The 25492-nt window shown below is 44.6% G+C and carries 22 protein-coding genes; 5 read left to right on the top strand and 17 right to left on the bottom strand.

Annotated features, from left to right (window positions below; translation table 11 throughout):
• Positions 1 to 603: 603 nt before the first annotated feature.
• From BMZ95_RS04635 to BMZ95_RS04680, 8 genes are all read right to left on the bottom strand, one after another.
• Positions 604 to 1902 (bottom strand): adenylosuccinate synthase, encoded by a 1299-nt coding sequence (locus tag BMZ95_RS04635; protein WP_014072653.1) that lies wholly within the window; start codon positions 1900 to 1902, stop codon positions 604 to 606.
• A gap of 221 nt (positions 1903 to 2123) precedes the next feature.
• On the bottom strand, positions 2124 to 2423 hold the full coding sequence (locus BMZ95_RS04640; protein WP_014072652.1) for a hypothetical protein: 300 nt from the start codon (positions 2421 to 2423) through the stop codon (positions 2124 to 2126).
• A gap of 203 nt (positions 2424 to 2626) precedes the next feature.
• Complete coding sequence (locus tag BMZ95_RS04645; protein WP_014072651.1) at positions 2627 to 3919, bottom strand: NCS2 family permease; 1293 nt, start codon at positions 3917 to 3919, stop codon at positions 2627 to 2629.
• Positions 3920 to 4218: 299 nt separating this feature from the next.
• On the bottom strand, positions 4219 to 4476 hold the full coding sequence (locus BMZ95_RS04650) for a hypothetical protein (RefSeq protein WP_014072650.1): 258 nt from the start codon (positions 4474 to 4476) through the stop codon (positions 4219 to 4221).
• 274 nt (positions 4477 to 4750) lie between these two features.
• Positions 4751 to 5677: a cysteine synthase A gene (cysK, locus tag BMZ95_RS04660; protein WP_046921924.1), complete on the bottom strand. Its 927-nt coding sequence runs from the start codon at positions 5675 to 5677 to the stop codon at positions 4751 to 4753.
• Between the two features lie 14 nt (positions 5678 to 5691).
• On the bottom strand, positions 5692 to 6528 hold the full coding sequence (locus tag BMZ95_RS04665) for a homoserine O-acetyltransferase/O-succinyltransferase family protein (RefSeq protein ID WP_046921925.1): 837 nt from the start codon (positions 6526 to 6528) through the stop codon (positions 5692 to 5694).
• Positions 6529 to 7242: 714 nt separating this feature from the next.
• Positions 7243 to 8478, bottom strand: coding sequence for a cytosine deaminase (gene codA, locus BMZ95_RS04675; RefSeq protein WP_056990401.1), 1236 nt, complete (start codon positions 8476 to 8478; stop codon positions 7243 to 7245).
• A gap of 2 nt (positions 8479 to 8480) precedes the next feature.
• Complete coding sequence (locus BMZ95_RS04680; protein ID WP_014072645.1) at positions 8481 to 9839, bottom strand: cytosine permease; 1359 nt, start codon at positions 9837 to 9839, stop codon at positions 8481 to 8483.
• Positions 9840 to 10041: 202 nt separating this feature from the next.
• On the opposite strand from BMZ95_RS04680, the gene pepF reads away from it, so the two are divergent.
• Positions 10042 to 11835 carry an oligoendopeptidase F gene (pepF, locus tag BMZ95_RS04690; protein ID WP_014072644.1) on the top strand — a complete coding sequence of 598 codons (1794 nt, stop codon included), beginning with the start codon at positions 10042 to 10044 and terminating at the stop codon, positions 11833 to 11835.
• Positions 11836 to 12106: 271 nt separating this feature from the next.
• A complete protein-coding gene (locus BMZ95_RS04695) occupies positions 12107 to 13549 on the top strand; it encodes an amidase (RefSeq protein WP_014072643.1) in 1443 nt (480 codons plus the stop codon).
• Between the two features lie 557 nt (positions 13550 to 14106).
• On the opposite strand, the gene BMZ95_RS11420 is transcribed toward BMZ95_RS04695, so the two are convergent.
• A complete protein-coding gene (locus BMZ95_RS11420; RefSeq protein WP_041819711.1) occupies positions 14107 to 14394 on the bottom strand; it encodes a hypothetical protein in 288 nt (95 codons plus the stop codon).
• Here BMZ95_RS11420 and BMZ95_RS11425 point away from each other — a divergent pair.
• The gene (locus tag BMZ95_RS11425) at positions 14394 to 14666 is read left to right on the top strand and encodes a hypothetical protein (RefSeq protein WP_041819708.1); all 273 of its coding nucleotides are present in this window, start codon (positions 14394 to 14396) and stop codon (positions 14664 to 14666) included. The genes BMZ95_RS11420 and BMZ95_RS11425 overlap by 1 nt on opposite strands.
• A 136-nt stretch (positions 14667 to 14802) precedes the next feature.
• Here the strand turns inward: BMZ95_RS11425 and BMZ95_RS04705 are convergent, their stop codons facing one another.
• Together BMZ95_RS04705 and BMZ95_RS04710 are read right to left on the bottom strand one after the other, a co-directional pair.
• Positions 14803 to 16266: an MFS transporter gene (locus BMZ95_RS04705; protein ID WP_041819706.1), complete on the bottom strand. Its 1464-nt coding sequence runs from the start codon at positions 16264 to 16266 to the stop codon at positions 14803 to 14805.
• Between the two features lie 19 nt (positions 16267 to 16285).
• Positions 16286 to 16480 (bottom strand): hypothetical protein, encoded by a 195-nt coding sequence (locus BMZ95_RS04710; RefSeq protein WP_003695875.1) that lies wholly within the window; start codon positions 16478 to 16480, stop codon positions 16286 to 16288.
• Between the two features lie 94 nt (positions 16481 to 16574).
• On the opposite strand from BMZ95_RS04710, the gene pcp reads away from it, so the two are divergent.
• Positions 16575 to 17186 carry a pyroglutamyl-peptidase I gene (pcp, locus tag BMZ95_RS04715; protein ID WP_014072638.1) on the top strand — a complete coding sequence of 204 codons (612 nt, stop codon included), beginning with the start codon at positions 16575 to 16577 and terminating at the stop codon, positions 17184 to 17186.
• Positions 17187 to 17439: 253 nt separating this feature from the next.
• Here pcp and dnaB read toward each other — a convergent pair whose 3' ends face one another.
• The 4 genes from dnaB to pnuC all read right to left on the bottom strand — a co-directional run bounded on the left by dnaB (position 17440) and on the right by pnuC (position 22361).
• The gene (dnaB, locus tag BMZ95_RS04725) at positions 17440 to 18837 is read right to left on the bottom strand and encodes a replicative DNA helicase (protein WP_014072637.1); all 1398 of its coding nucleotides are present in this window, start codon (positions 18835 to 18837) and stop codon (positions 17440 to 17442) included.
• Between the two features lie 33 nt (positions 18838 to 18870).
• A complete protein-coding gene (gene rplI / locus BMZ95_RS04730; protein ID WP_003695880.1) occupies positions 18871 to 19320 on the bottom strand; it encodes a 50S ribosomal protein L9 in 450 nt (149 codons plus the stop codon).
• 15 nt (positions 19321 to 19335) lie between these two features.
• Positions 19336 to 21351: a DHH family phosphoesterase gene (locus BMZ95_RS04735; protein WP_046921927.1), complete on the bottom strand. Its 2016-nt coding sequence runs from the start codon at positions 21349 to 21351 to the stop codon at positions 19336 to 19338.
• Positions 21352 to 21599: 248 nt separating this feature from the next.
• Positions 21600 to 22361 carry a nicotinamide riboside transporter PnuC gene (gene pnuC, locus BMZ95_RS04740; protein ID WP_014072635.1) on the bottom strand — a complete coding sequence of 254 codons (762 nt, stop codon included), beginning with the start codon at positions 22359 to 22361 and terminating at the stop codon, positions 21600 to 21602.
• Between the two features lie 263 nt (positions 22362 to 22624).
• Here pnuC and BMZ95_RS04745 point away from each other — a divergent pair, with 263 nt between their 5' ends.
• Entirely contained in the window at positions 22625 to 23626 is a 1002-nt protein-coding gene (locus tag BMZ95_RS04745) for a DUF1002 domain-containing protein (RefSeq protein ID WP_014072634.1), read from the top strand.
• Between the two features lie 1039 nt (positions 23627 to 24665).
• Here BMZ95_RS04745 and rpsR read toward each other — a convergent pair.
• Positions 24666 to 24902, bottom strand: a complete 237-nt coding sequence (gene rpsR / locus BMZ95_RS04750; RefSeq protein WP_003695889.1) for a 30S ribosomal protein S18 — start codon at positions 24900 to 24902, stop codon at positions 24666 to 24668.
• A gap of 20 nt (positions 24903 to 24922) precedes the next feature.
• Positions 24923 to 25468 carry a single-stranded DNA-binding protein gene (ssb, locus tag BMZ95_RS04755; RefSeq protein ID WP_046921928.1) on the bottom strand — a complete coding sequence of 182 codons (546 nt, stop codon included), beginning with the start codon at positions 25466 to 25468 and terminating at the stop codon, positions 24923 to 24925.
• Positions 25469 to 25492: the final 24 nt, after the last annotated feature.

The following is a 25492-nucleotide window of genomic DNA, read 5'->3' on the forward strand; positions in this document are numbered from 1 at the left end:
CACAGTATATGATATAAAAATTATCCGATAAATACAAGTACTTTGTCTTAAATTTCACAAAGTTTCAACAATATTTAATTATTGTCACATTTTAGTTTTATGGGAAAGAATTTGTGAGAATATATTACTATATTCGAATATAATAAGCTAGCATCTATAATTAATATAATAAAAAATTTAAAAACTGTTTGCATCCGCTTTTTTTCTCTGCATTTTATAAAATACAGAAGCCTGTGGCTGCTGTCAAGGATGCGCGTCACGTTGGGCTTACGGTAAAAATGCATTTTTTAATTTGACCGTAAGAGCCAGTCCTCGATTACGGAAAAAATGCCAGTTTTTAAGATTTGCCCGTAAACGACAATCCCTCGACTCCTTTTGGTTGCCGTATACAAAAAGCCCGGATGAGATCCGCAGCTAATTGCAAATCATTCAAGCTTGTAGTTTGATGAATATTTTTTTCCTGATAATTTTTATTAATCAGTATCGTCTAAAGCCAAAGTCATCTTTTGTCGAAACGAATCCTTTAAGAAATTTCCGAACGCGATGTATGAATCAGACGTATTTTTCAGTCATACCTCAAGGTTCGTCACAAAAAAAACGTGCCTAAATTTGTGCCCAAACGTTTTCCAAGACGTTTGTCTGGTCGCGGTCAGGTCCGACTGAGAACGTTGAAACTTTGACGCCGACAAGATCTTGGATCCGATGGATATAATTGCGGGCATTTTCAGGAAGATCTTCCAAAGTCTTGCACTTAGTGATATCTTCCTTCCACCCTGGCATCGTTTCATAAATCGGCTTGCAAGCTTCAAGTTCTTTCAAACTTGCAGGATAATGATAAATCTTTTCACCATTCAATTCATATGCGGTACAAATCTTGATTTCATCAAGCCCCGTCAAAACGTCAACGCAGTTCAAACAAAGGTTGGTCAAACCTGAAACACGCTTTGAATGACGCATAACGACCGAATCAAACCATCCGATTCTCCGTGGACGCTTCGTGACCGTGCCGTATTCATGACCGGCTTCACGAATGAAGTCGCCCGTTTCATTCTTAAGTTCCGTTGGGAAGGGACCATCACCGACACGGGAGGTATAAGCCTTGCATGCACCGACAACTTTATTGATCTTGGCAGGACCAACGCCTGATCCGATCGTAACGCCGCCTGCAACAGGATTGGAAGAAGTAACGAACGGATATGTTCCTTGATCGATATCAAGCATGTTGCCTTGAGCACCTTCAAACAAGACTCTTTTTCCTTCATCAAGCGCATCGTTCAAAACAACCGACGTGTCCGTAACGTACTTCTTGATTTCCTGACCGTATTCAAAATATTCTTCAAAGATGTCTTCAAACTTCAACGGTTCCCCATCATAATCATACATCTTTTCAAACAAACGATTCTTTTCTTCAACGTTGCGTTTCAATTTTTCAGAAAACGTTTCCTTATCCAAAAGATCAGCAACGCGAATTCCGACACGTCCCGCCTTATCCATGTAGCAAGGTCCGATGCCCTTGTTCGTCGTTCCGATTTTGTTGTCTTTCTTCGACTTTTCCTGCAATCCGTCAAGAATAATGTGGTATGGCAAGATAACATGAGCGCGGTCTGAAACGCGCAAGTTGTCAGTAGTTACGCCGTTTTCATGCAAATAGCGCAATTCTTCAACCAATGATTTAGGATTCAAAACGACCCCGTTGCCGATAACGCAAATTTTTTCAGAATAGAAAATGCCTGATGGGATCAAACGCAGCTTATATGTTTTGCCATTGAACGCAATTGTGTGACCAGCGTTGTCTCCACCTTGATAACGTGCAATAACTTCAGCATTCCGGCTCAAGAAATCAGTAATCTTACCTTTGCCTTCATCGCCCCATTGGCTACCTACAACTACAACTGATGACATATATATATCCACCTCATGTTTCCTTAGCTCTGTGTTTGCTGCAACACAAACGACACGTAATTCTGCCGTTTGTCAACCTTGATAATTGTAACAAGTAAAAAGCTATTTTTCAAGCAAAGTGCGAAGATTATAAAACAAATTAATGGCAATATCTTTCTATACCGAACATTAACAGAAACTTCCGGTCTCTGACGGCAGCATTTTTTGATTTGTACGGTTTTTCAATTCCATGGATCATAGCGACGAAACGGCAAAATCGATCTTTCGCGCGACAATTTTTCCATTTTCTTTAAAATGCACGATGCCTCATCGCCCACGGTGATTTTTTGCTTCAAAACGACTTCGTAAATTGCCCGCACACATTTGTCCATAATGGTTTGCGGCGCAATCTGTCTTTCTTCCAAACTCTTCTTTCCGTAAGCAATGATTCGTTCAATCCGTTCATTTTTCGGTACATATGCCACATCAAATTCATCGATATATTCATTGGCTAATTCAGCTATTTCCTTGCGTGATTTCATTGACATGCCTTCTTTCTGAAATCTTTTTACAACTTGAGTATACTCTTTCGGTTCGATAATTAAAAATATTTCCCGGGAAATAATCTTCCCGAATGATTACTTGCGCTTCCAAAAGTGTAACCACAATTTTTTGTGATCAAAACCAGCTGCATTAAAAAAACTCTGCCTTACAAAAGCAGGCAGAGAGACGAATCATTTTTTGATTACTTGGACGGCAAAACGTTCAACACGTAAAGCATGACGACGAAAACAAAGAACAGAGCAATCACGACTGGATTAAGCTCCTTCTTGCGGCCGGCAGCAATCATCGTAATCGGATAGATTAAGAATGCAAAAGCAAAGCCATATGAAATGTTATATGTCAAAGGCATTGCAATAACCGTCAAAAATGCCGGCAAGGCAATTTCAAACTTGTCCCATTCGATTTCCTTAAGCGACTGCGCCATCAAAGCACCGACGATAATCAATGCCGGTGCAGTGACTTGCGTCGTTACGACTGACAAAAGCGGTGAGAAGAACATGCCAAAGCCAAACAAAACAGCAACAACCAATGCAGTAAAGCCCGTACGTCCTCCAACGGCAATTCCGGCTGAGGATTCAACATAAGCGGCCGTTGGCGTCGTTCCCATGACTGAACCGGCAAGCATTGAGACGGAATCTGCCATCAAAGCCTGACCGATTCGTGGCATTTTGTCGTTTTTCATTAATCCCGCCTGTTGGGCAAGTCCGATCAGCGTTCCGGCCGTATCGAAGAATGCCACCAACAGAAAAACCAAAACGACCGCCCACATCTGCGGAGTATTGACGTCGCCCAAATATTTGATACCGACCGCAAACGTCGGTTTCATGCTCGGAATGGACGATACGATTCGAGACGGTGCACTGATCAATCCCGTCACGAGTCCCAAAATCGCAGTTGCAACGATGCCGATAAAAATTGATCCCGGAACTTTTCTTGACATCAGCAATGCTGTCACGAACAATCCAAAAATCGTCAGCCAAGTCGTTGGAACGGTCAATGAGCCAAGCTGAACAAGCGAAGATTTGCTTGCGACAACGAGACCACCGCCTTGCAGGCCAATGAAAGCAATGAACATCCCGATGCCCGCAGCCATTGCCAGTTTGAGATTATGCGGAATCGCATTGATTACAATCTCACGAATTTTAAAAAATGTCAGAATCGTAAAAATAATCGAAGCCACGACAACGCCTGCAAGCGCAGTCTGCCACTTGATTCCCATCGCCAAAACGACTGAATAGGTAAAGAATGCATTATCACCAAGTCCAGGAGCGATTGCAATCGGGTAATTGGCCAAAAATGCCATCAACAGACACCCGAGAATCGCAGACAAGGCCGTTGCCGTGAAAACGGCTCCCTTGTCCATTCCTGATTCACCCAAGACGCTGGGATTGACAAATAAAATATATGCCATGGAAACAAATGTCGTAATTCCTGCCAAAGTTTCCTTCTTGACGTTTGTCCCTAATTCTTTCATGTGAAACTGCTTTTCAACCCAATTGAGTTTCTCAGAAGAAGAATTTTCACTGCTCAATAGTAACACCTCTATTTTAATAATTACTAATCAAGTATATCCTAACATTTACAAATTGCAACCATTAAATGTTCGTGTTTTGCAGCAAGGAAATTTTTAAGCCCTTCCATCCTTAATATGTCAACGTTTTATATTTATAAAATTTTATTATTTTTCATTTAATTTTGGGCGGAATGCCAGTGATTTTAACCACTGGATGGATAGCACTCGCCTATTTAAACAGGTGGCCCGCTTTTCCCTTCTCATTCATCAAATTCCATTTCCGCAATCGACAATTCGAGCTCTTCAATCACGCGGTTGTCATCAAAAAAACGAATCCAATCCTCAGGGCGATCGTATTCATCAGGAATTGTTCTCTTCAACTGTGACTCAAGATTTTCAATAAATTCTTTGAGATGCTTTTCTGTTTTCCGCCTGAGCTGTGCTTCGTTGTACCGCTTGGCCGGCTGTCTCTGCTCATTTATCTGCTGAAGATGCGCCAATATTTTTTTACCGAACAAATCCAGTACGTTTGAGTTGTCTGAAAGATATTCGGTGAGTTCGTTCGTGTTGATAATAATCCCTTCTTTTTACTATTGATATTAACAATTATACAAACTTACATTCGTCTTGTCCATAATCAAACGAACATATTTTCCTTTTTGTGCCAATGATTCTGCAATCAAATCGATTCCAAGCAGAATGACGTCAAAAGTTTCCGAAGTTTTTTGAACTCTGCATTTTATAAAAAAACAACCGAAACCGGTAAGAATCGGCTTCGATTGTTTTTTAAACTCAATAGTTGAACAATTCCGTTGAAAGATAGCGATCGCCGCCATCAGGCGAAACAGTAACGACTTTCTTGCCCTTGCCAAGCTTTTTGGCAATTTCGATTGCACCGTAAATATTGGCTCCAGCGGAAATTCCCGGAAGGAATCCTTCCTTGTGTGCAACTTCGCGTGCCGTTTTGACGGCTTCATCGCTTGGAACCTCGATGATTCCGTCATAAATCTGCCTGTCCAAAACTTCCGGAACAAAGCCGGCGCTGATGCCTTGAATCTTGTGCTTTCCGGCAACTCCGTTCTTTAACACCGGTGATTCTGACGGTTCAAGCGCATAAACCTTAATCTCTTGGTCAAGCTCCTTCAAAGCATGTCCGATGCCGGTCAAAGTACCACCGGTTCCGACACCGGCAACGAATGCGTCAGGAAGGTCATCCTTGCCGAACGCTCCGATGATTTCCTGGCCTGTTTCTTGCTCATGAACGTCGGGATTGGCCGGATTTTCAAACTGCATCGGCATGAAATAGCCGTTATCTTCAGCCAGTTGCGTTGCTTTGGCGATAGAACCCTTCATTCCTTCAGCTCCTGGCGTCAAAATCAATTCCGCACCGTATCCTTGCATGAGCTTGCGACGCTCAATGCTCATCGTTTCGGGCATCACGATAATCAGATGATATCCTTTGGCAGCCGCAACCATCGCCAGCCCGATACCGGTGTTACCCGAAGTCGGTTCAATGATCGTACCGCCGTCTTTAAGCTTGCCTGATTTTTTGGCAGCCTCAACCATTGAAAGAGCAATGCGGTCTTTGATTGAACCTGCCGGGTTGAAAAATTCAAGCTTGACGTAAACGTCTGCCGCATCTTCCGGAACAACGTGGTTAAGCTTGACAATCGGCGTATTTCCAATGAGTTGATCAACTGAATCATAAATTTTTGTCATATTTTTTATCCCCTTTACTGAGTACAAACTTTTTTAAAACGGTTTTCTTCGGCTTGTTTCAGCCAATTTTCAAAAAAGTGACGTTGGGCTTTTCCCCAACCGAAACGCATCCCTGTCATTTTGGCGGGATCATCATAATAATTGGCTGCTTTTGCCAATACGGGCGCATCTTCAGGATGAGCCTGCAGTTCGCGATAATATTCTTTATCAAGTGCATCTCGACCATATTCAAGATGCGAAAACAAGAACGTCTGTCGTTCTTTTCTTGCCTCAGCCAAGAAAAGATGATTGGTCTCGGACACCGAAACAACGGAAAGTTCCGGAACTTCTCTGACCTGACTGCATGAAAGTTCCGCATAACGCGCATGAGGCGCTAAAAAGCCGTCGGAAAGGCCCTCAAGCAAAGGAGACTTTTCTAAAATCACCTGAGGATAGACTCCGAAAAGCTTTTGATTCAACAAATACTTATCGACGCCGTAAAAATAATTAGCGGCAACCATTGCGCCCCAACAGACGTAAAGCTGCTCGATTCCTTCAGTGCTCAAACAGTCAAACAGCTCCTGCAGTTCGCTGATATATGTGACATCATCGAAGTCCAGCTTTTCAAGCGGCGCACCCGTTACGATAAAGGCATCAAGCTCTTTGACCTTGTTAAGGTCGAGCGGCTGCGACATTTGGCGAACGTTTTCCGGAACTTCTCTGTTCTGATAATGCATTACGGGATAGAACCAAGTGATGTTCACCCGACAGTCCTCCCTTGTCAGAACGCGTTCGAAACGTCGCTTCGTATCTTCTTTATCGTGCATCAGATTAAGCACGCCGATTTCTAAAACGTCGTCTTTTTTACGCATGGCTTCCATCCTCTCTTCGAAATTAGCAGACAGTTTGCTTACTTTTTGTCTGTTAACGGAAGTATACACGATTGTCGCTCAAAAAGCCAACAAAAACTACTTTAAAATATCAAAAAAATTGACTGATCTTTTTGATGAGGGGGGCACTGCATTTTTGGGGAGGCATGAATAATTTGTTTTTGACGAAGTTCCTTATCAGCATGAAAAATACAGGGCAAAGGCAGCAATCGATGTCTTGATCTGGTTGAATTCCTGTGTTGCATCTAAAGTTTACAGGCAAAATTTAAAAAGCGGGGATTTTCCCGTAACCAATGTCAGGTTCAGTGATTGATCAGATGATGCGCAGCACTGCATTTGGCAAAATCACTGCCGTTTACGGACACATCGCTGAAAATGGACGCTTTGTCCGTAAATGGACTGTCCCAAAAATGGCAATTACGGACAAAATGCTGGAAAATGACGGTTTGCCCGTAAAATTTGAATGAGATCTTGGCGTGCCGCCCGAAATAAGAAAAAATACGCGCCATCATGGCACGTATTTTAATCAATATTCAGTTGTACGGGGTCATAAGTGCTCGCTTCCACACCTTGTCCTAATCATGTTCCAGCTCGCATTCCCCCTATCGCAATCAAGGCCTCCCTAGACGAGACAAGCTCGCCTTCGGTCGTCCAATGCTTGCGTACGGGCTCATAAGCGCTCGCTTCCACACCTTGTCAAAAATTCAACTTCGTTTCCCTCGGTTTCGTCTCAGCCAAAATCTTGCCGTGACGGATGTTATAAAGAACCTCAGAGTGATCCATCAAAACGTGATAGAAGTCGCTTTCGTTCAGCAAAATGCAATCAGCCGGCTTGCCGACCTCTATTCCGTATTCATCAGAAATATGGAGCGTCTTGGCCGCATTATCCGTCACGAATTTGTACGAATCCTGAATTTGGCCGTATCCCATCAGGTGCGAAGCATAAACGCCCATGTTGACCGAGTCGAGCATATTGCCGCTTCCAAGCGGATTCCACGGATCCTGAATATCGTCTTCGCCAAACGAGACGTTGATGCCGGCTTCAGACAGCTCTTTGATTCGAGTCAAGCCGCGTCGCTTGGGATAGGTATCGAAACGGCCGCCAAGGTGCATATTGACGAGCGGGTTGGAGACAAAATTGATCTGAGACATCTTCAACAGCCTGAACAGCTTATACGTATAGGCATCGTTATAAGAGCCCATCGCAGTCGTGTGACTTGCGGTAACGCGATTGCCAAGCCCCGTTTCATAAGCAAGAGTGGCCAAAACTTCCAGATTTCTTGACGCCGGATCATCGATTTCGTCACAATGGACGTCAACCAAACGCTCATATTTTTCAGCCAAACCGATCAAAAATTTGAGTGAATCGCGACCATAGTATTGGTTGAATTCAAAATGAGGGATGCCACCGATGACGTCAGCTCCTTCTTTAACGGCCTGTTCCATCAATTCTTTGCCGTTAGGAAACGACAGAATGCCTTCTTTCGGAAATGCAACGAGCTGCAAATCGACGACGTCTTTCATTTCGCTCTTTAGTTCAAGCAATGCCTGGAGCGCGATCAAATGCGGATCAGTCACGTCAACGTGGCTCCTGACGTGCTGAATGCCAAGCGCAATCTGCTTGCGAAGCGTTTTTCTTGCGCGCTCCTTGACGTCTTTGATCGAAAGCGACTTTTTTCTTTCAGACCAGATCCTGATTCCGTCAAACAAGGTTCCGGTTTCGTTGAATTCCGGCTGCCCTGCCGTCAGCGTCGCATCCAAGTGCACGTGGGAATCGATAAAAGGAGCAAGAAGCAGTTTTTCCTTGCCGTCGATTACCTCTTCGTCTCCGCGAACCTCGATGCCGGCTGAGATTTTACTGAATTTGCCATCAGTAATCTGAACGTCCTTAAGTTCTTTGTCATTATTTACGTGAACATTTTTGATAAGCATAATCAACACTTGCCTTTCTTATCTTTGAAAACCATCAATCCGTAATAAAGCATCCCGCTCAAAATCATCGTCAAAAACGTCGCTCCAATCGTCTCCATTAAAAAATCAACCTGACGCAAGGCAAAAAAGAGCGCTACGCCGACGCTCCATGAAATAAACGCTGCATAATTTACGCCGTTTCGGTACCAATATTTTCCGTTCGTTTCAGACAATGCGGAAACATCGTATCTGCGATGTCTTCTGAAATAAAAATCAATGATAATCACGCTGATGATCGGCCCTAAAACCATACCGACGTAGTCTAAAAATGCAGTGAAGGCATCCAAAAAGCTGCCGATGACCATCGGAATGAACGTGACGAACGTTGCAAAAATCGCAGCAATCCAAAGCGAGTGCTTGAGCTTTAATCCGGAAAAAATGTTTGAAATTGCGGAACCGGCTGCCATCAGGTTCACTGCATTTGCCGTCATGCTCGTAATAATGATGACCAGCAGCGCAACGACGCCAAGCCCCAACCGACTTGCAATCGTGCTCGGGTCCGAGTTGTTGGCATCATAAACGCCTGACGTGATCGCAATGCTGATTGTTGAAACAAGACCGATGAACGCAAACCAAACGACGCCAAACAACGCGCCGGCGAACGGAATCAACGTTGCAGCACGCTTTTTTGACGTAAAGCGCGTAAAATCGGCCCCCGCGGTCACCCAAGCGAGGTTGAACGCTGCGACCGCATCAACCGCGGCACCCGTTGCAAGCAAATCCTTGTGCGGAACTTGCCACGAAACGATGTGAGAAAACGGAACCGTTTTGAAAACGACGACCGATTCCCAGATCATGAAAACAAAGACCAAAACGATGCCGATCCGTTCAATCAGCTGAACCGAGCGCTGTCCGCTTGCAATACTGATGATGTGCAGAATGCTCATCACCAAAATTCCGCAAACGAGACCCTTGGCACCGCCCGGCTTGCCGTAAACAGGCCACGACAGCAGATCATGCAGCAGATAGCTGACCGAAGTTGCCGCAATAAACGTATTGACCGCCGTCCAGCCGATAAATTGCGTCACGTTGACGATTGAAGGCAAAAAACTGCCACGAATGCCAAACGATGCCCGACTCAATTCCATCGTCGAAACGCCCGTCTTGTAACCAATGTAGCCGATCAGACTCAAAAACAGATAAGACACGGCAGACGACAATACCAAAACTTTCATTGCGACCGCAAACCCGCAGGCCGCAATGACTCCGCCGATAAACCACGTTCCGTTGTTGGCATTTGCTCCCACCCAGGTTGCAAACATATCCCAATCGGAAGTTCTTCGCGCCTCTTTTGGCACGCTCATTATTTGATGTTTTCCCATTAATAATGCATTCCTTTAACTTATCATTTTAAGTAACAATATCATTATTTTACGACAAAAACAACCGACAAGATTCGTCTCTGATGACATGTTCATGTAACTATCGAGTCTCGGTGCGTGAGCATTTTCATAGACTTTAGAAACTTTGTTTGCTATGATTTTCTTGTTATTTTTGACAAATACATAATATGGGGGTTTTATCATGGGTTTACCTGACAGAAAAGACGTTCCGGTACAGCAAACTTGGGACGTCGGTATTCTTTACGAAAATGACGATGCCTGGAAAAAAGACATCGAAGCAGAAAAAAAGGCGCTCGCGGACTTTTCCAAGTACGATCAAAAGCTGAACGATCCTGAAACGATTATTGCAGCATTGGAAGATCTGGGCAAGATGGAAGTTCGCATGGATCTGCTTGGTCATTACGGCTTTTTGCAACAGTCGACCGATATGACGGATCCGCACTACAACCAGCTTTTAAGAATTCTTGACCAGCTTGACGCCGACTGCAATGCCGAGCTTGCAAAATACAGAGCTCAGATCATGGACAACGATAACGAAACGCTTGATGCCGTTTCAGACAAGCGTCCTGATCTTGGTGCCGCCATCAGAGAATTCAAGCGCATCAAAAAGCACCGCTTGAGCGGCGAAGTCGAAAGCGCGCTAAGTTCGATCGAACCGACTCTTTCTTCGTTTGAAGGAATCTATACGACATGCCGGGCAGCCGACATGTCGTTCCCGGATTTTGAAGTCGACGGCAAAACATACCCTCTGTCATTCGTGCTTTATGAAAACAGCTATCAGTACAACCCGGATCACAAGCTGCGTCATGCGGCATTCAAAGCATTCTCAAAAGTTTTGAATCAATACAAAAATACCGTGGCTGCCAACTACTACGCACAGGTTTCCAAGGAAAAAAACATGGCAACCCTGCGCGGATACGACTCGGTCTTCGATTACTTGTTGGACGATCAGGAAGTTCCGCGCGAATTTTTCGATCGTCAAATCGATGTCATCATCGAAAAACTTGGCCCCGTCATGCAAAAATACGTCAAATTAATCCAAAGGGAACGCGGCTTGGACAAGCTGACGTTCTCAGATCTTCAGATCGATCTCGACCCTGAATTTGCACCGAAAGTCCCATTGGACAAAGCACCGGAATATATCTCCGATGCGATAAAAGTCATGGGGCCAGAATACCATGACATGATCATGAAATGTTTTGACGAACGCTGGGTCGACTTCCCTGCCAATAAAGGCAAGGAAACCGGCGGCTTTGAAACAACGCCATATGGCAAGCATGCATATATTCTGATGTCATGGACTGATGAAATGGCCGACGTTTACACGCTCGTTCACGAACTCGGACATGCCGGACAGGAAATGCTGACGAACAAAACAAACCATCCGCTGGGCTGCAAAGTTTCAACCTACATCATTGAAGCACCATCGACCTTCAACGAACTCCTATTGACTCATGCGCTTGAAGAAAAGAGTTCAGACAAGCGGATGCAGCGTTTCGCCCTGACAAAGATGCTGACGAACACCTACTATCACAACTTCGTCACGCACCTTTTGGAAGCAGCCTTCCAACGCGAAGTCTATAAGCTGATCGATAACGGCGAAGGCTTTGACGGAGATCGACTTTGCGAAATCAAAAAAGCCGTCCTGAAGAAATTCTGGGGCGATGCGGTTGAAATTGACGATGACGCAGCCTTGACGTGGATGCGCCAGTCTCATTATTATATGGGACTTTATCCATACACCTATTCGGCAAGTCTGACGATTTCGACTCAGGCTTATCTGAAAATCAAAGAACAAGGTCAGCCCGCAATCGATGCATGGCTCAAATTCCTGAAATTTGACAATTGCCCGGCACCAATTGAAGCGGCCAAAATTGCCGGCGTTGACATCACGACAGACGAACCGTTGAAAAATACGATCAAATTCCTGGACAAAACTGTCGACAAGATTGCCGAATTGACCAAAGAACTTTAATCTGCTCAAAAGTCTGAAAAAACCGGACGAAATTTGCAATTGATTTGCGAATCTCATCTGGTTTTTTTGCGTATGCGAAAACCAAATTCTGCTATTGCACAAATAAGCAAGGTTTCCATGCATTAAAACTGGCAAGATAATTCGTAAGCAGCACTGATTCGTTCAATCTTTCATTTAATCCAAGCTGAAAACGGATTTTTTCCCGCCCTCAATATGTTACAATGTTTTTGTAAACTGATATTGTCAAAATGGTTAACCAAAGGAGTTTATCATGGAATTTGATGCCACTGAAATCGCCAATCTGATCAAAACAAAACAGCTGTCACCAAAAGAAGCCGTCATGAATGCTTTTTCCGAGATCAAAACAAAAAACGGCCAACTGAACGCGGTCGTCAGCCTGCGCGAAGAAAAAGCCCTGGAAGAAGCCAAACGCTGCGTCGATCTTGCCAGACCTTTTGCGGGAGTGCCAATTTTGATTAAAAGTCTCGGTCAATATCTTGAAGGAGAACCGGCAACAGACGGCTCGAAACTCTTCAAAGATGCCAAGGCAACTCAAACCGATAATTTCGTCAAGGCACTGCAGCAAGCCGGGTTCATCATCATCGGACAGTCAAATGCGCCGGAATTCGGGTTTACCAACGTCACAGATTCAAAATTGTACGGTCCGGCACGCAATCCTTGGAACCCTGAATTTTACTCGGGCGGGTCTTCAGGCGGGGCCGCTTCAGCAGTGGCTTCAAAAATGGTTCCGCTTGCTGCAGCAAGCGACGGCGGCGGCTCAATCAGAATTCCGGCATCGTTTACCGGCTTGATCGGACTGAAACCAACGCGCGGCAGAACTCCGGTCGGTCCTTCTTCATGGCGCGGATGGCAAGGAGCATCCGTCTCGTTTGCCATAACGCGTTCGATTAGAGACACCGCCAGCCTGCTTGCCGCCGTTCAAACGGTTCAACCACCGGCTCCGTTTCAGACCCCGCTGCTTTCTTTCAATCTTGAAGATCCGTTGCCAAAAAACCGCAAAGTTGCCTTTTCATTGAATTCGCCCGTTCAGACGAAGGTTTCAGAAGCCGCAAAGCAGGCAGTTCTTTCAGCCGTGAATTTTCTGGAAGAGCAAGGTTTTGAAATTGAAGAAACCGAACCGAAACTGGACGGAACTCAGCTGATCAAGGACTATTATCTCGTCAATGACGTCGAATCAGCCGTAATGTTTTCAAACATTGAAAACGCGCTTGAACGCAAGCTTAAAATTGATGACATGGAGCTCATCAGCTGGTGCATCTGTCAAGCCGGCATGGACGTCAAGGCGACGGATTACAGCCGCATGCTCGCAAATTGGGACCAGGCTGCGTTTGTCATGGACTCTTTTCTTGAAAAATACAGTTTCTTCCTGACCCCGACAACGGCTCAGACGGCACCTGAAGTTTCCCATCAGTTCATCAATGAATCAATGCTGGCAAAAATGCGCCGCATCTCTGAACTTTCTTCAAGAGAGCGGACCGACTTGGTTTATGAATTCTTCATGCCTAGTCTTGCAGCAACCCCGTTTACTCAGCAGGCAAATCTCATGGGCAACCCGGCCATCAGCCTGCCGGTTCATGTTGCTTCAAACGGGCTGCCGCTTGGTGTCCAATTCGTTGCTAAAAAGGGCAGAGAAGACCTGTTGTTGAAAATGGGCAAGCTGTTTGAGCAAAACGGCAAATTCAGAATAATCTGAAAAAAGGATGTTTCACGTGAAACATCCTTTTTTATCTCAACGCGATCAAAGCTCCGAGCGTAACCAACAGCCCAAAAAATGAACAAAGACTACTTTTTTAAGCAAAAGTACTGCTCAACCGATTCAGCTAAGATCTCATTCAAATTTACGAACACATTTTCATCGATGTGTCCGTAAACGGCAGAGCTTTTGCCAAATGCAGCGCCTGATAAAGCAGCGCGCCAAGTTATTTTGCTTATTTTCATCACGGAAGTCGATTGGCATGAATACTAAAAAAACGGATCAGATTTGCAATTGATCGATCCGGTTTTTCAATTTGAGGCAGAGTTTTCTCCCAGCCTCTTCACAATTATTTATGCGCGCTTCTTTTTGACTTCTCCCAGTCCGAAGAACGAAAGCAAAACTGTCAAGAATCCCAATTCTGCAACGGGCACGTTTTCTTCAGAGCCTAAGGCAGGATACGCTTTTTTATTGTCGCTTTGCAAAATTTGCTGCTGTGCTGAAACCAGTTCTTCAAGCTGCTTCGTGCTCAGCTTGCGATTGGCTTGTGCTGCTGTTTACTTTGCTTCTTTGTCCTTTGAATCTGCCTGCCCTTTTTCGGAAACAAGCGTTTTATACTCCGAAAGCGTTTCCTCATAAGCTTTTTGTGCACTTTCAAGCTCGGCTTTTGCTGAAGAAATCTGGTTCGCTGATGCTTCGTTTCGTTTTTGATGATTATACTTTTCCTGAGCATCTTTTACATCCGTAGCCGCTTGGTTCTTTTCTGATTCGGCTTTATTCAAATCAGCTTTATCGGCATCATTTTTAGCCTGCGTCTCATTAAAATCATGCTGTGCAGAGTTCAATGCTGCATTTGCTTTTTGGGTTTCTGATGCAGCTTGTTTTGACGGTCGTTTCGTTCTTTGCGGTCGTTTCGATCGTGTCAGCATTTGCAATCGAATTGACTGTTCCCGTTCCGATAACTGCCGCTGCCAGCGCTGCAACGAATGCAATTGTTTTTTCATGGCTAATCACCTCTTTTATCGAGTCGTCTATTTTTGACAGCGCTAGACAAGCTAAAAAATATCTTCTTGAAAAATTCAATCCAAATGCATATTCAAAAGATATTTTGCGCTAAAAAAGGGTGTTTTTCCTCATCACCGTAAAACACCCTTCTGAAAAATACAATTTCCGCAGTCATTGCTGAAAACAAGTCAGCATTCTGGACTGCGCTCATTATCTCCTTACCAGTAAAAATTTCAATTCATCTGCTTCTAAGACGGCTTTTTTTCAGCTTTTTTGCATTTTATGTTCAGATAAAACGCAAGAACCAACAGCATCAAAGCAACCATCATAATAATCTGAATCCCCGAATGCATGATTGCGCGCATCTGCGGCAGCAATTCCTGCGGCAAGTTTTTGGACGATTTCGCATCGCTCAATTTGTTCATCATCTCCAGCGTGATTTTTCCGCCGGATCGTTCGACTCCACGATTCAAGGCAACGTTCATCAGCACGCCGTAAATCGATGCCATCAGTGTTTGACCCAAAATTCTGATCAAAAAGCTGAATGACGTGGCAACCGCCATATCCTGCTTGGATGAGTCGTACTGAACCTTGATCTGCAAAACGTTGAAGATCAGACCGACCGAAAACCCGCCAAAAGCCGCAACGATGCACAGAAACACAAACGAAGCACTGGATTTTGCAACAAGCAGGCCGAATTCCGCAACGGCCAAGGATAAAATTCCGAGATTGACCGCACCTGCAAAAGACCACCGCTCGCGAATCGAAGCCGAAAGCTGGGAACCGGCAAAATCAAAGACCGAGGCCGGAATCTGCGTCAGCCCGCCCATCAAAGCACTCATTCCAAGCAGTCCCTGTGCCCACAGCGGAATGTACGTGTTGAACGCAATCGAAGCCCCCCAGATGACCGCAAACAACGCAAAATCCAAAACCAAAAGTCGATCTTTGAAAATATGCAGCGGCATAACGGGATCGCTTGCTTTCTTTTCTGCTTGCACCAAACAAAAGCACAGAATGATTCCTGAAACAATCAGTCCGATGACAAGCGTTTCCGATTCGTTTCCGATAACCTGAATGCCCATCAAAATGCAGGTCAGACCGCTGACCAACAGAAAAGACCCCAGCCAGTCGACTTTCTTGTCGACAGATTCAATCTTTTCCTTATACGAAAAATGAATAATCACGATAATCAGCAGCCCGATTGGAACGTTGATATAAAATATCCAGTGCCAGCTGAACGAATCGACGATCAATCCGCCGACAAGCGGGCCCGTAATCGAAGCCGCACCGTAGACTGCCGAAACGAACCCGAGGATAATCGAGCGCGTATGCAGATTTTCATAAACGTTCCCGAAAATAATGTACGGAATCGCCCCGAGACCGCCAGCACCAATTCCCATGAGCATCCGAGCACAGACAAAAAACAAAATATCAGGCGAAAGTCCCTCGAGTGCTGAACCAGCTATAAACAAAACCACCGCCAGTTCAAAAGCCTTTTTGTTGCCCATGCGCTCGCCGAATTTGCTCCAAAGCAGCGTAAACACGGACATGCCGAGCAAGAAAACGGAAACGATCAGACCCATGCAGGAAATCCCGTGCAAATCGGCGATAATGGCCGGCAGTGCCGTATTTATAATCGTCGCATCAAGTCCTGACATCACATTGGCCAAAAGAAGGCCAATCGTCATTACGTGAATCTGTTTGCGCGTCAATCAAACTGCCTCCCTTTGGTTAACGCCGATGATTTGCGCGCCAGATTATCCAAAGTTTGAATAAGACGACGCAAACGACATAATAAAGCACTCCGAGCAAAAGCAGCGTAATTGAAAAGCCCTTTCCCGATGCGACCGACATGATTGCAAGCGTAATCAAAAGCGCAACCAGCGCAACAACATGAACGATAATCTCAAATTTGGTAAACTTCATTTATGAATAGTCCTTTCGAAAAAAATCAAACAAGAAATATTATAAACTATTTTTGTTATAATTGAAGAAAGATATCAAAAAAGGGGGAAATCCTGTGAAAAATATTTTGATAACCGGTTTTGAGCCGTTCGGAGGCGAAAAAATCAACCCTTCGTATGAAGCTTTAAAACTTTTGCCTGAAACAATCTCCACTGCCAAGATAAATATTCTCTGCCTGCCTGTCGTTTTTGGAAAAAACGGTGTGCTGCTTGAACAAAGCATCGATGAACTTGATCCGGACATCATCATCTGCGTCGGTCAGGCCGGCGGAAGAAGCGGCCTGACGTTTGAAAAAATTGCCATCAACTGCCAAAATGCTTCCGTCCCTGACAATGACGGAAATCAGCCGCATGACGAACCCGTCATCGAACAAGGACCAGCTGCCTATTTTGCGACGCTTCCGCTTTCTCAAATGATTGCCGCTTGTAAAAAAGCCGGCTTCAAAGCCGAATTTTCATACCATGCCGGAACCTACGTCTGCAACGATACGATGTACCGACTGCTCCATCTTTTAGCCTCCGGTGCTTCAAAAGCGCGTGGTGGTTTTATTCATGTTCCTTTCGTGCCGGAACAGGTTCATGACAAAAAAACAAGTTCGCAGTCGCTTGAAGAAACGGCCAAGTGCCTGGAATGCGCAATCAAAGCAGCAATTGACGCAACGAATTAAACTTGAACTTTCAGATTGGGACTCTTTCTTATGATTGCTTTTTTGTCAAATGCAGTGCTGCGCAGCACCGGCTCAATCATCAATTCCAGTCCTCGGTTACGGGCAAGCATCCGACTGTCCGTTTTGATACCTGGAAAGGAAACCGACTCCTTTTGATTATTCCTGCATACGAAAAAGCCCGGATGATTCGCAAACGAATTTCGAATCATCCGGGCTTTTAGTTTGAAGCATATTTTTCAAGCCTTTTTTGCAATCAAATCGGACCGGGATTTTCTCTGGTCTCGATTGACGTAAATTTATTGAACGCCTTGAGAAAAACCAAATGAACCGTTCCGCGCGCACCGGCACGGTTTTTTTCGATGATGAGCTCAACTTCGCCGGCGTCGTTTTCATTTTGTTGACCTGATTTTACATCACCTGAGTCTTCTTCGCCTTCTTCGCGCTCATAGTAATCATCACGATAAAGAAACGCCACGATGTCGGCATCCTGTTCGATTGACCCGGATTCACGAATATCGGACAGAACAGGACGCTTGTCCTGACGCTGTTCAACGCCACGAGAAAGCTGCGACAATGCAATGACCGGAACGGAAAGCTCTTTTGAAAGTTTCTTGAGCTGTCTGGAAATTTCTGAAACTTCCTGTTGGCGACTTTCTTTATTGGAGCCTTCAATCAACTGAAGATAATCGATGACGATCAGGCCAAGCCCACCGGTTTCCTTATCAAGTCGACGACATTTGGCACGAATTTCAGCCATTTTGATTCCCGGCGTGTCATCGATATAAAGCTTTGTTCTGGCCAGCGCATCAGTTGCAGCGTAAAGTTTATGCCAGTCGTCATCATTAAGATTTCCATCGCGGAGATTATCCGCCTTAATGGGTCCTCTTGCGCAAAGCATACGATTGACAAGAGATTCTGCGCTCATTTCAAGCGAGAAGATTGCAACCGGCACGTCCGAGTCGATAGCAACGTTTTCGGCAACGTTCAAAACAAATGCCGTTTTTCCGACGGCAGGACGCGCTGCCAAAATAATCAAGTTGTCAGGCTGAAGCCCCGAAATCATTTTATCGAGTTTGTCGTAACCAGTTGAAAGCCCGGTAATATCGCTTTTATTATTCGATAAATCATACAAATGATTGTAAACTTCGTCGACGACTTCTCGAATCGGCTTGAAGCCTGCTTTATTGCGTCTCTCAGAAACGTCCATAATCTGACGTTCCGCTTCATCAAGGATATTTTCAACGTCGTCATCCTGTTTTTGTGCCAGGGCAATGATGTCCGTCGAGGTTCTGATCAGCTGCCTCAAGCGCGATTTTGCAGACACGATTTTGGCATAATAAGCCGCATTTCTGGCAGAAGGAACCGAGTTGGCCAATTCCGCCAAGTAAGCAACGCCGCCGGCATCATCCAACTGATTTTTAGTCTCCAGAGAAGATTTCATAGTCAAGACATCAATCGGCTGATCGGCATCGTTCAGTTCAATCATCGACTGAAACAAAATCTGATGCTGACGACTGTAAAAATCGTCAGGCTCAACTTGTTCCATGACATCGGCCAAGGCTTCAGGATTCAGGAAAATCGCACCCAGAATCGCTTTTTCGGCACTAATATCCTGGGGCGGCATGTTGCCGGCTAAAAGATCGTTATCCAAACTGTTCATCCTTTCCGAAAACTTGAATCGCGGCTATTTTTCCGAAATATGAACGCGAATTTTAGCCGTTACGTCATTGTGAAGCTTAACCGGAACGTTGACATACCCCATTGAGCGAATCGGAGCGGCAAGTTCCATCTTGCGCTTGTCGATTTTCAAACCGAATTGCTGTTGAATCGCTTGCGAAATTTGTTTTGACGTGATTGATCCGAACAAACGGCCGTCGCTTCCGGCTTTGGCTTTCAGCTCAACGACATAATCGCCCGATTCGAGTTTTTCTTTTAATTCTTTTGCTTCCGCCAAAAGTTCGGCTTCCTTCTTTGCCTCAGCACGTTTTTGACCTTTGAGTTCGCTCATCGCCTGAGCATTGGCACGCTTGGCCTTGCCTTCCTTGATCAGGAAATTGGCATACCCATCGGCCATTTCCTTAACTTCACCACGTTTTCCCTTTCCTCTGACATCTTGTGTAAAAATAACTTTCATTCCAGTTCCTCCGTTCTATTCTTGATTTTCACGCGCGTTTTTAATAATCGTCAGCAGTTCTTCGTGAACGTCCGCAATCGTTTTACCGCTGATCTGAGTTGCGGCATTTGACAAATGTCCGCCGCCGCCCATCTGTTCCATGACGACCTGGACGTTGAATTCGCCGTTGCTTCGTGCCGAAATACCGATTAGATTCTCTTTTCTGAACGTGATCACGTATGAAGCTTCGACCCCTGAAACGCCAAGCAAAGAATCCGCAACCTGAGCCGCAATGACCGGATCGTATATTCTGCCGTCTTCACCGCAGCAAATCGCATTGCCTTGTTCGTCAAATTCAGTGCGTTCAATCAAATGACTTCGCTGCATATAGCTTGCAACGCTTTCTTTCATAAAGTGACGCGCCATCCCGAGGTCAGCTCCGACCGAGCGCAGATAGCTTGCGGCATCAAACGTTCTCGTGCCGGTTCGAATCGAAAACGACTTGGTATCAATGATGATGCCGGTCAGCATGGCAGTAGCTTCGATCTTGTTGATTGGCTCGCTGTCTCGTCCTTGATATTCAAACATTTCCGTAATAAGTTCGCAGGTCGAACTTGCATATGGTTCGATATAAACCAAAATCGGATTATCGGGAAATTCCTCTCCGCGACGGTGGTGATCCATCACCATGACACGATTTTGCATCTTCTCATATAATTCGGGCGAAATCGAAATCGATGGTTTTGAATGGTCGCACATGATGAGCAAGCTGTTCTTTTGAACTTTTTCCAACGCATCTTTCGGTGAAATGATCGAACCCTTGATTGCAGGATACTGGTCCAGAGCTTTAAGCAGCCGCAGCACGTCGGAATGCAGATTGTCCTTGTCCAAGACGATCCAGCATTTTTTGCCGTTCATGGTCGCAATCCGTCTCAACCCAAGACAAGCACCCATGGCGTCCATATCAGGGTAAGCATGGCCCATCACAAAAATATCATCAGACTGCATCATCAGTTCGTTTAGCGCCTGGGAAATCATCCGTGCACGGACACGCGTCCGCTTTTCCATCGGATTGGTCTTGCCGCCGTAAAAACGTGCCTGACCGGCAATTTCTCTGACAACCGCCTGATCTCCGCCGCGTCCCAAAGCCAAATCGAGATTGTTTTGCGAAAGTCGCGAAAGTTCCGCTAAATCATCTCCGCCGTAAGCAATTCCGACGCTAAGCGTCAGCGGTGAGTTTCGCTTCGACGTGCGTTCGCGAATCACGTCCAAAATCTTGAACTTTTCTTCTTCAAGCTTCTTGAGCGCTCCGGTATAGGCCAAAATAAAGAAATGATCGTCATCGACTCGTTTCAAAAAGATTTCGAATTCTCGTGCCCAATCGGACAAAGTATTCGTAATGAAGTTGTCAAGATTTGACAAATCCTTGTCATTCATGACTTTGGTCACTTCGTCATAGTTGTCCAAGAACAGCTGTCCCAAAACGATTCGCGAATTTTCATACTGTTCTTTGATGGCCGCATAGTATGAAACGTCCATCAAAAAAACGGCATTGATGTCTTTTTGAACAATGAACGAATACGACTTTCCGTGAAGCTTGACCTCTGTTGCCTTCTTTTCGTCGCGATGGTTTTTGAGCTGATCTGCCAGCTCCTCATCAACTTCGCTCAGACTCTTTCCCAAAATGTCTTTGCGCGAAAAATACCGCTGCATATAAGGATTGTACCATTCGATGCGTTCATGATCATCATAAAACAAAATCCCGATCGGCATTTTGATCAACGCCTCCTGCTCACCGCGCTTGATGCGATAAGACAGATCAGAGATATATTCGGACGTATCGGAAGCAATCTGTTTCAAGCCGTCATAAGCAACAACAAGAGTTATGATGCTTAAAACAAGAATAATCAATCCGAGCACTGCATTTAGCATGAAGGAAAATGCAATGCACAAAACAACAGCCCCAAAAAGAATCAGGGTCAGCTTTCTCAACCGCCCATTCTTCAAGAACTCAGGAATCTGATTAGATTTGTTTTCAGGTTCTTTTTGCATAAAATCAGCCCCAAAATTTTCTCTCTTACAATTAACTGCTCTACCGTACAATTTTACCACATGCGGTTATCATTAAGCACAAAAAAAGGAGAGGCTTTGAAAAAACGATGCCTCAAATTAAAAAACCGGATGATTTGCCATCAATTGCAAATCTGATCCGGTTTTTTCGTATGCATGACAATCGCCGTCCAGCCAAGTCCTGATTTGTGCGTAAAATATTTTTTCCCAGTCTCAGACTCTCAAAACAATTATTCGTTCGTACTTTTAAACCAGCCGTGCTTGCTGAAGAATGCATACATATCGTTTAAGAAGAAGATGGAATAACTGAAAATCAAAGCAAAATTTCCGTCGCCTTGAAGCATCGTCTGAGTCCAAAGAGCAATCGTAAAAACGGATGAAATCGTCCAAACGTAATACTGCTCACGCTTGCGATTGAGTTCAAGCAAAGAACCCGTAATCGCCATTGCCAGATTCAAACTGTCCAAAAAAACGCGCGGATCGCTTGTCATGCTGAAAATAAAGTAGATTACGGCCCATGCAGCCCCAAAGAAAATCAAGTATTTGAGCCATTCGACCCAGCTTTCAAACTTTTCTGCCTGGATGTCGTTGTTCCATTTAGGATCAAGGATGCAAAACAGATCAAGAAACAACAGGTAGCCGATTTGTTCCCAAGCAGTTGCGAAATTTCCGGCCATGAATCCGGTGGTTGCGATGCAGATCGCAGAAATTGCGCCTGCCCAGCCCTGAATCCCCGAACGGTTGGAAATCCCGATGACGCAGGCAACGGACAGATTGCCGCCAATGAATGCGATAATTGACTGCAGCGGTGCTTGAGAAATCGACTGAACGAGCGAAATCACCTGCAAAACGAAGTTGAACGTCAATAAAGCGTAACTAAACGTCCCCCATCCTTTGCACTGATTAAGCAGCCATGAAAAATAACCTTTGCGAAAAACATTATGCGAATACTCCGACAAATGCATCAAAACGTCTTTGTAGCGATCAAACATCTCTAAATTCCTCCCTGTATAAAACATAATTTATTATAGGGCCTTCACAACCTTATTTCAAGGAAAAATTCAAGATGAGGTATCAACAATAATTTGTACCTACTATATATTGTGTTTATATATCAATCAGACATTTGTTCCTCCGTTTTCGACAACACTGAAAATTCGCACAATTTTACTTTTTCTTGAAATATTACAAATACGTTACATGTTATAATTTACTTGGTTGTGGAATTGAAAAATTTCAGAAAAGAGGATAAAAAATGAAATTTAACTTCAAGAAAGCCGCTGCCCTTTTTTTGGCAGCTTTGACTTTGAGCGGAGTTTCAGCAGGCGCAAGCACTGTATTTGCTGACGGAACAGATGATTCCTCAAGCTCCGGCTCAACGCATACCCTGAACTCGTCCTACGTCGTTTACGGTGCTGGTACAAGCTCAGAAGTTCGTTCCAGACTCGATGACGTTTTCCAGTCTGATTCTTCATTCAAGAAGCTGACCGCCACGGCAGCCGATTATTCCAAATACATCAGTCAGCAGGACAGCACGACGGATGCCGCAATGATCAGTTCGGTCGCAATCGCTCCCGGCGATCCCGGTTCAGGCGTCAAGGTCAACATCAAAAACTATGACGGTGAAAACAATATCACCAAGGTCACTTCACAACAATACGCAATGGTCGCACAAATGGCCGGCGTCACGGACGTCAGCATCGTTGTCACCGCAAACCGCCCCGTTTCAGGCGAATCGGCCTTGACGGGCGTTTACAAAGCCCTCGCAACCGACGGCGTTTCACTCAATACGAAAAACACTTCCACGGCCAACCAAATGCTTGAAGCAACGCAACCAGCAATTGACGCCAACAAAGACGATAAAACCTACCCGGGCAAACTAATGGCGGCAATCGGCGACGTTTCAAAGCAGTTGGCGGAAATGAAACAAGACAACAAAAATCTTGCAACCAAGCAAGATATTCAGGATATGCTGAACAAAGCGCTTGAAAAGCGCGGCATCGAAGACAAGACTTCTTCAACCAACGTTACGCAGATTACGAATGCTTTGTTCAACTTCCAAAATTCGCCGATTTCTTCCAGCAAAAACTACGTCAAAAACGTTGACAACACAATCAACAACGTTAAGAACTCGGCCGGAAACCTGATGAACAAAGCAAAGAATTGGGCAAACAGCCAGTCAGGAAAAAAGACGATTTCAGAAGCCAAGAGTCTTTGGCAAAAATTCGTCGACTGGATCAAAGGTCTGTTCAGCTGATCGGTTTCCGATTAAATAATTACGTTAGGATTTGTAAAATCTTGAATTAAATGAATGCCGGACAAGTCGGTCGAATTGCGACTGATTTTGTCCGGCATTTTTCTTATGAGTGACTTTTTTGACAAATGCAGCGCTGTCTCAATCTGTGCTCCATTCTCTGATTACGGGCAAAACCGCGATTTTTGAGATTTGCCCAGAAAAAGCCGGTCCTCGATTACGAGCAAAATGCGCTTTTTTGAGATTTACCTGTAAATTCCAGTCCTCAACAACAAAAAACCCGCAGAGACAAACGCCTGCTACGGGAAAAAGGTCATGTTATTGGGGAAATTACCGCCTTGGAGGTGGCGGTTATTACTTACATAAAAAGGGGGAGAAGGTTGATATCTCATCAGCCTATGTCTGTATGATACATCTGATAATTTAAGGAATGTTAGTGATTTTTTTTAGTTTTTATTAAGATGAACATTATTGGTACAATTAATTTTTTCTTTAGAAAATTCTTGAAAGAAGCCGACAAAAACATCAAAGTATCATGCAGATTGAAAAATCAGCGAGAGTTTTTCAGTTCAAAAAAAGTTCAGCCAAACTTTTGACGTCGAAATCTTTAAGCACACAGCTGTGGATTGTTTTTAAAAAGAGTTTATCCACAAAGTTATCCACAGCCTTGTTGATAACTTTCCTTTTTCTTTTTCCACATGTTCATGCTTTCTGCCACAAATAAAAACTCCGTGGTTGGGGCGCCACGGAGAAAAAAGGTATGTTATAGGGAGTATATATATTCACCATTGGGGGATGGTGATATGCTTTCTGCTTATAAGGGGGAGTTGATTGATTGATTTTCATCACTCAATCTATATTTCATATAGTACCAATAACTTGTAAAAAATTCATGTACTTTCAGTAAGTATTTTTTTACGTTTTCTTTCAGCTTTTCTAAAAGCATGTCACTTTTTAGAATAATACATGAATTAAAAACGGCCGAAACAAATAATAGTTTCGGTCGCTTTTATATTATTTTATTTAAACGCTCAAATAAAGATTAGTCTTCAGCTACGAATGGAAGCAAGCCCATGATACGGGCACGCTTGATCGCAACTGTAAGCTTGCGTTGGTTCTTAGCGCTTGTCCCCGTTACACGACGTGGCAAAATCTTGCCTCGTTCTGAGATGAAACGCTTGAGCAAGTCTGTATCCTTGTAATCGATGTATTCGATATGGTTGGCTGCGATGAAGTCGACCTTGCGACGACGACGTCCGCCTCTGCGTTGTTGTGGCATGTGATTTCCCTCCTCTTCAATTAGAATGGCAAGTCGTCTTCTGAAATATCCGTCTTGGAGCCGTTGCCGGCAAACGGATCCTGCATGGCATCGTTATTCCCGTTGCCATAGGCGTTATCTTGCTGATAACTGCCCTGATTGTTGGCAGGAGCTCCGTAAGGATTTCCGCCGAACGAAGACTGACTCTGTTGACGAGGAGCAGATGATGCCGAACCACCGTGCTGTGCGCGGTAACGATCAGATTCTGCCTTGGATTCGAGCAACGAGAAGTTTTCCGTAACGACTTCAGTCACATACACGCGATTCCCTTGCTGATTTTCGTAAGAACGCGTTTGGATGCGCCCTTCAATTCCGACAAGCGAACCCTTATGCGTGAAGTTGGCAAAATTCTCTGCGGATTTGCCCCATACTACACAATTGATAAAATCTGCTTCACGATTACCCTGTTGGTTAGTGAAGTTTCGATCGACGGCAACAGTGAAACTGGCCACTGAAGTACCTGAATTCGTGTAGCGCAAATCAGGGTCTCTGGTCAAACGACCAACCAAAACAACTCTATTGATCATTTCTGCTCCTCCTTTATTTCAATA

The organism is Ligilactobacillus ruminis DSM 20403 = NBRC 102161 (assembly GCF_900113455.1).
Classification (GTDB): domain Bacteria; phylum Bacillota; class Bacilli; order Lactobacillales; family Lactobacillaceae; genus Ligilactobacillus; species Ligilactobacillus ruminis.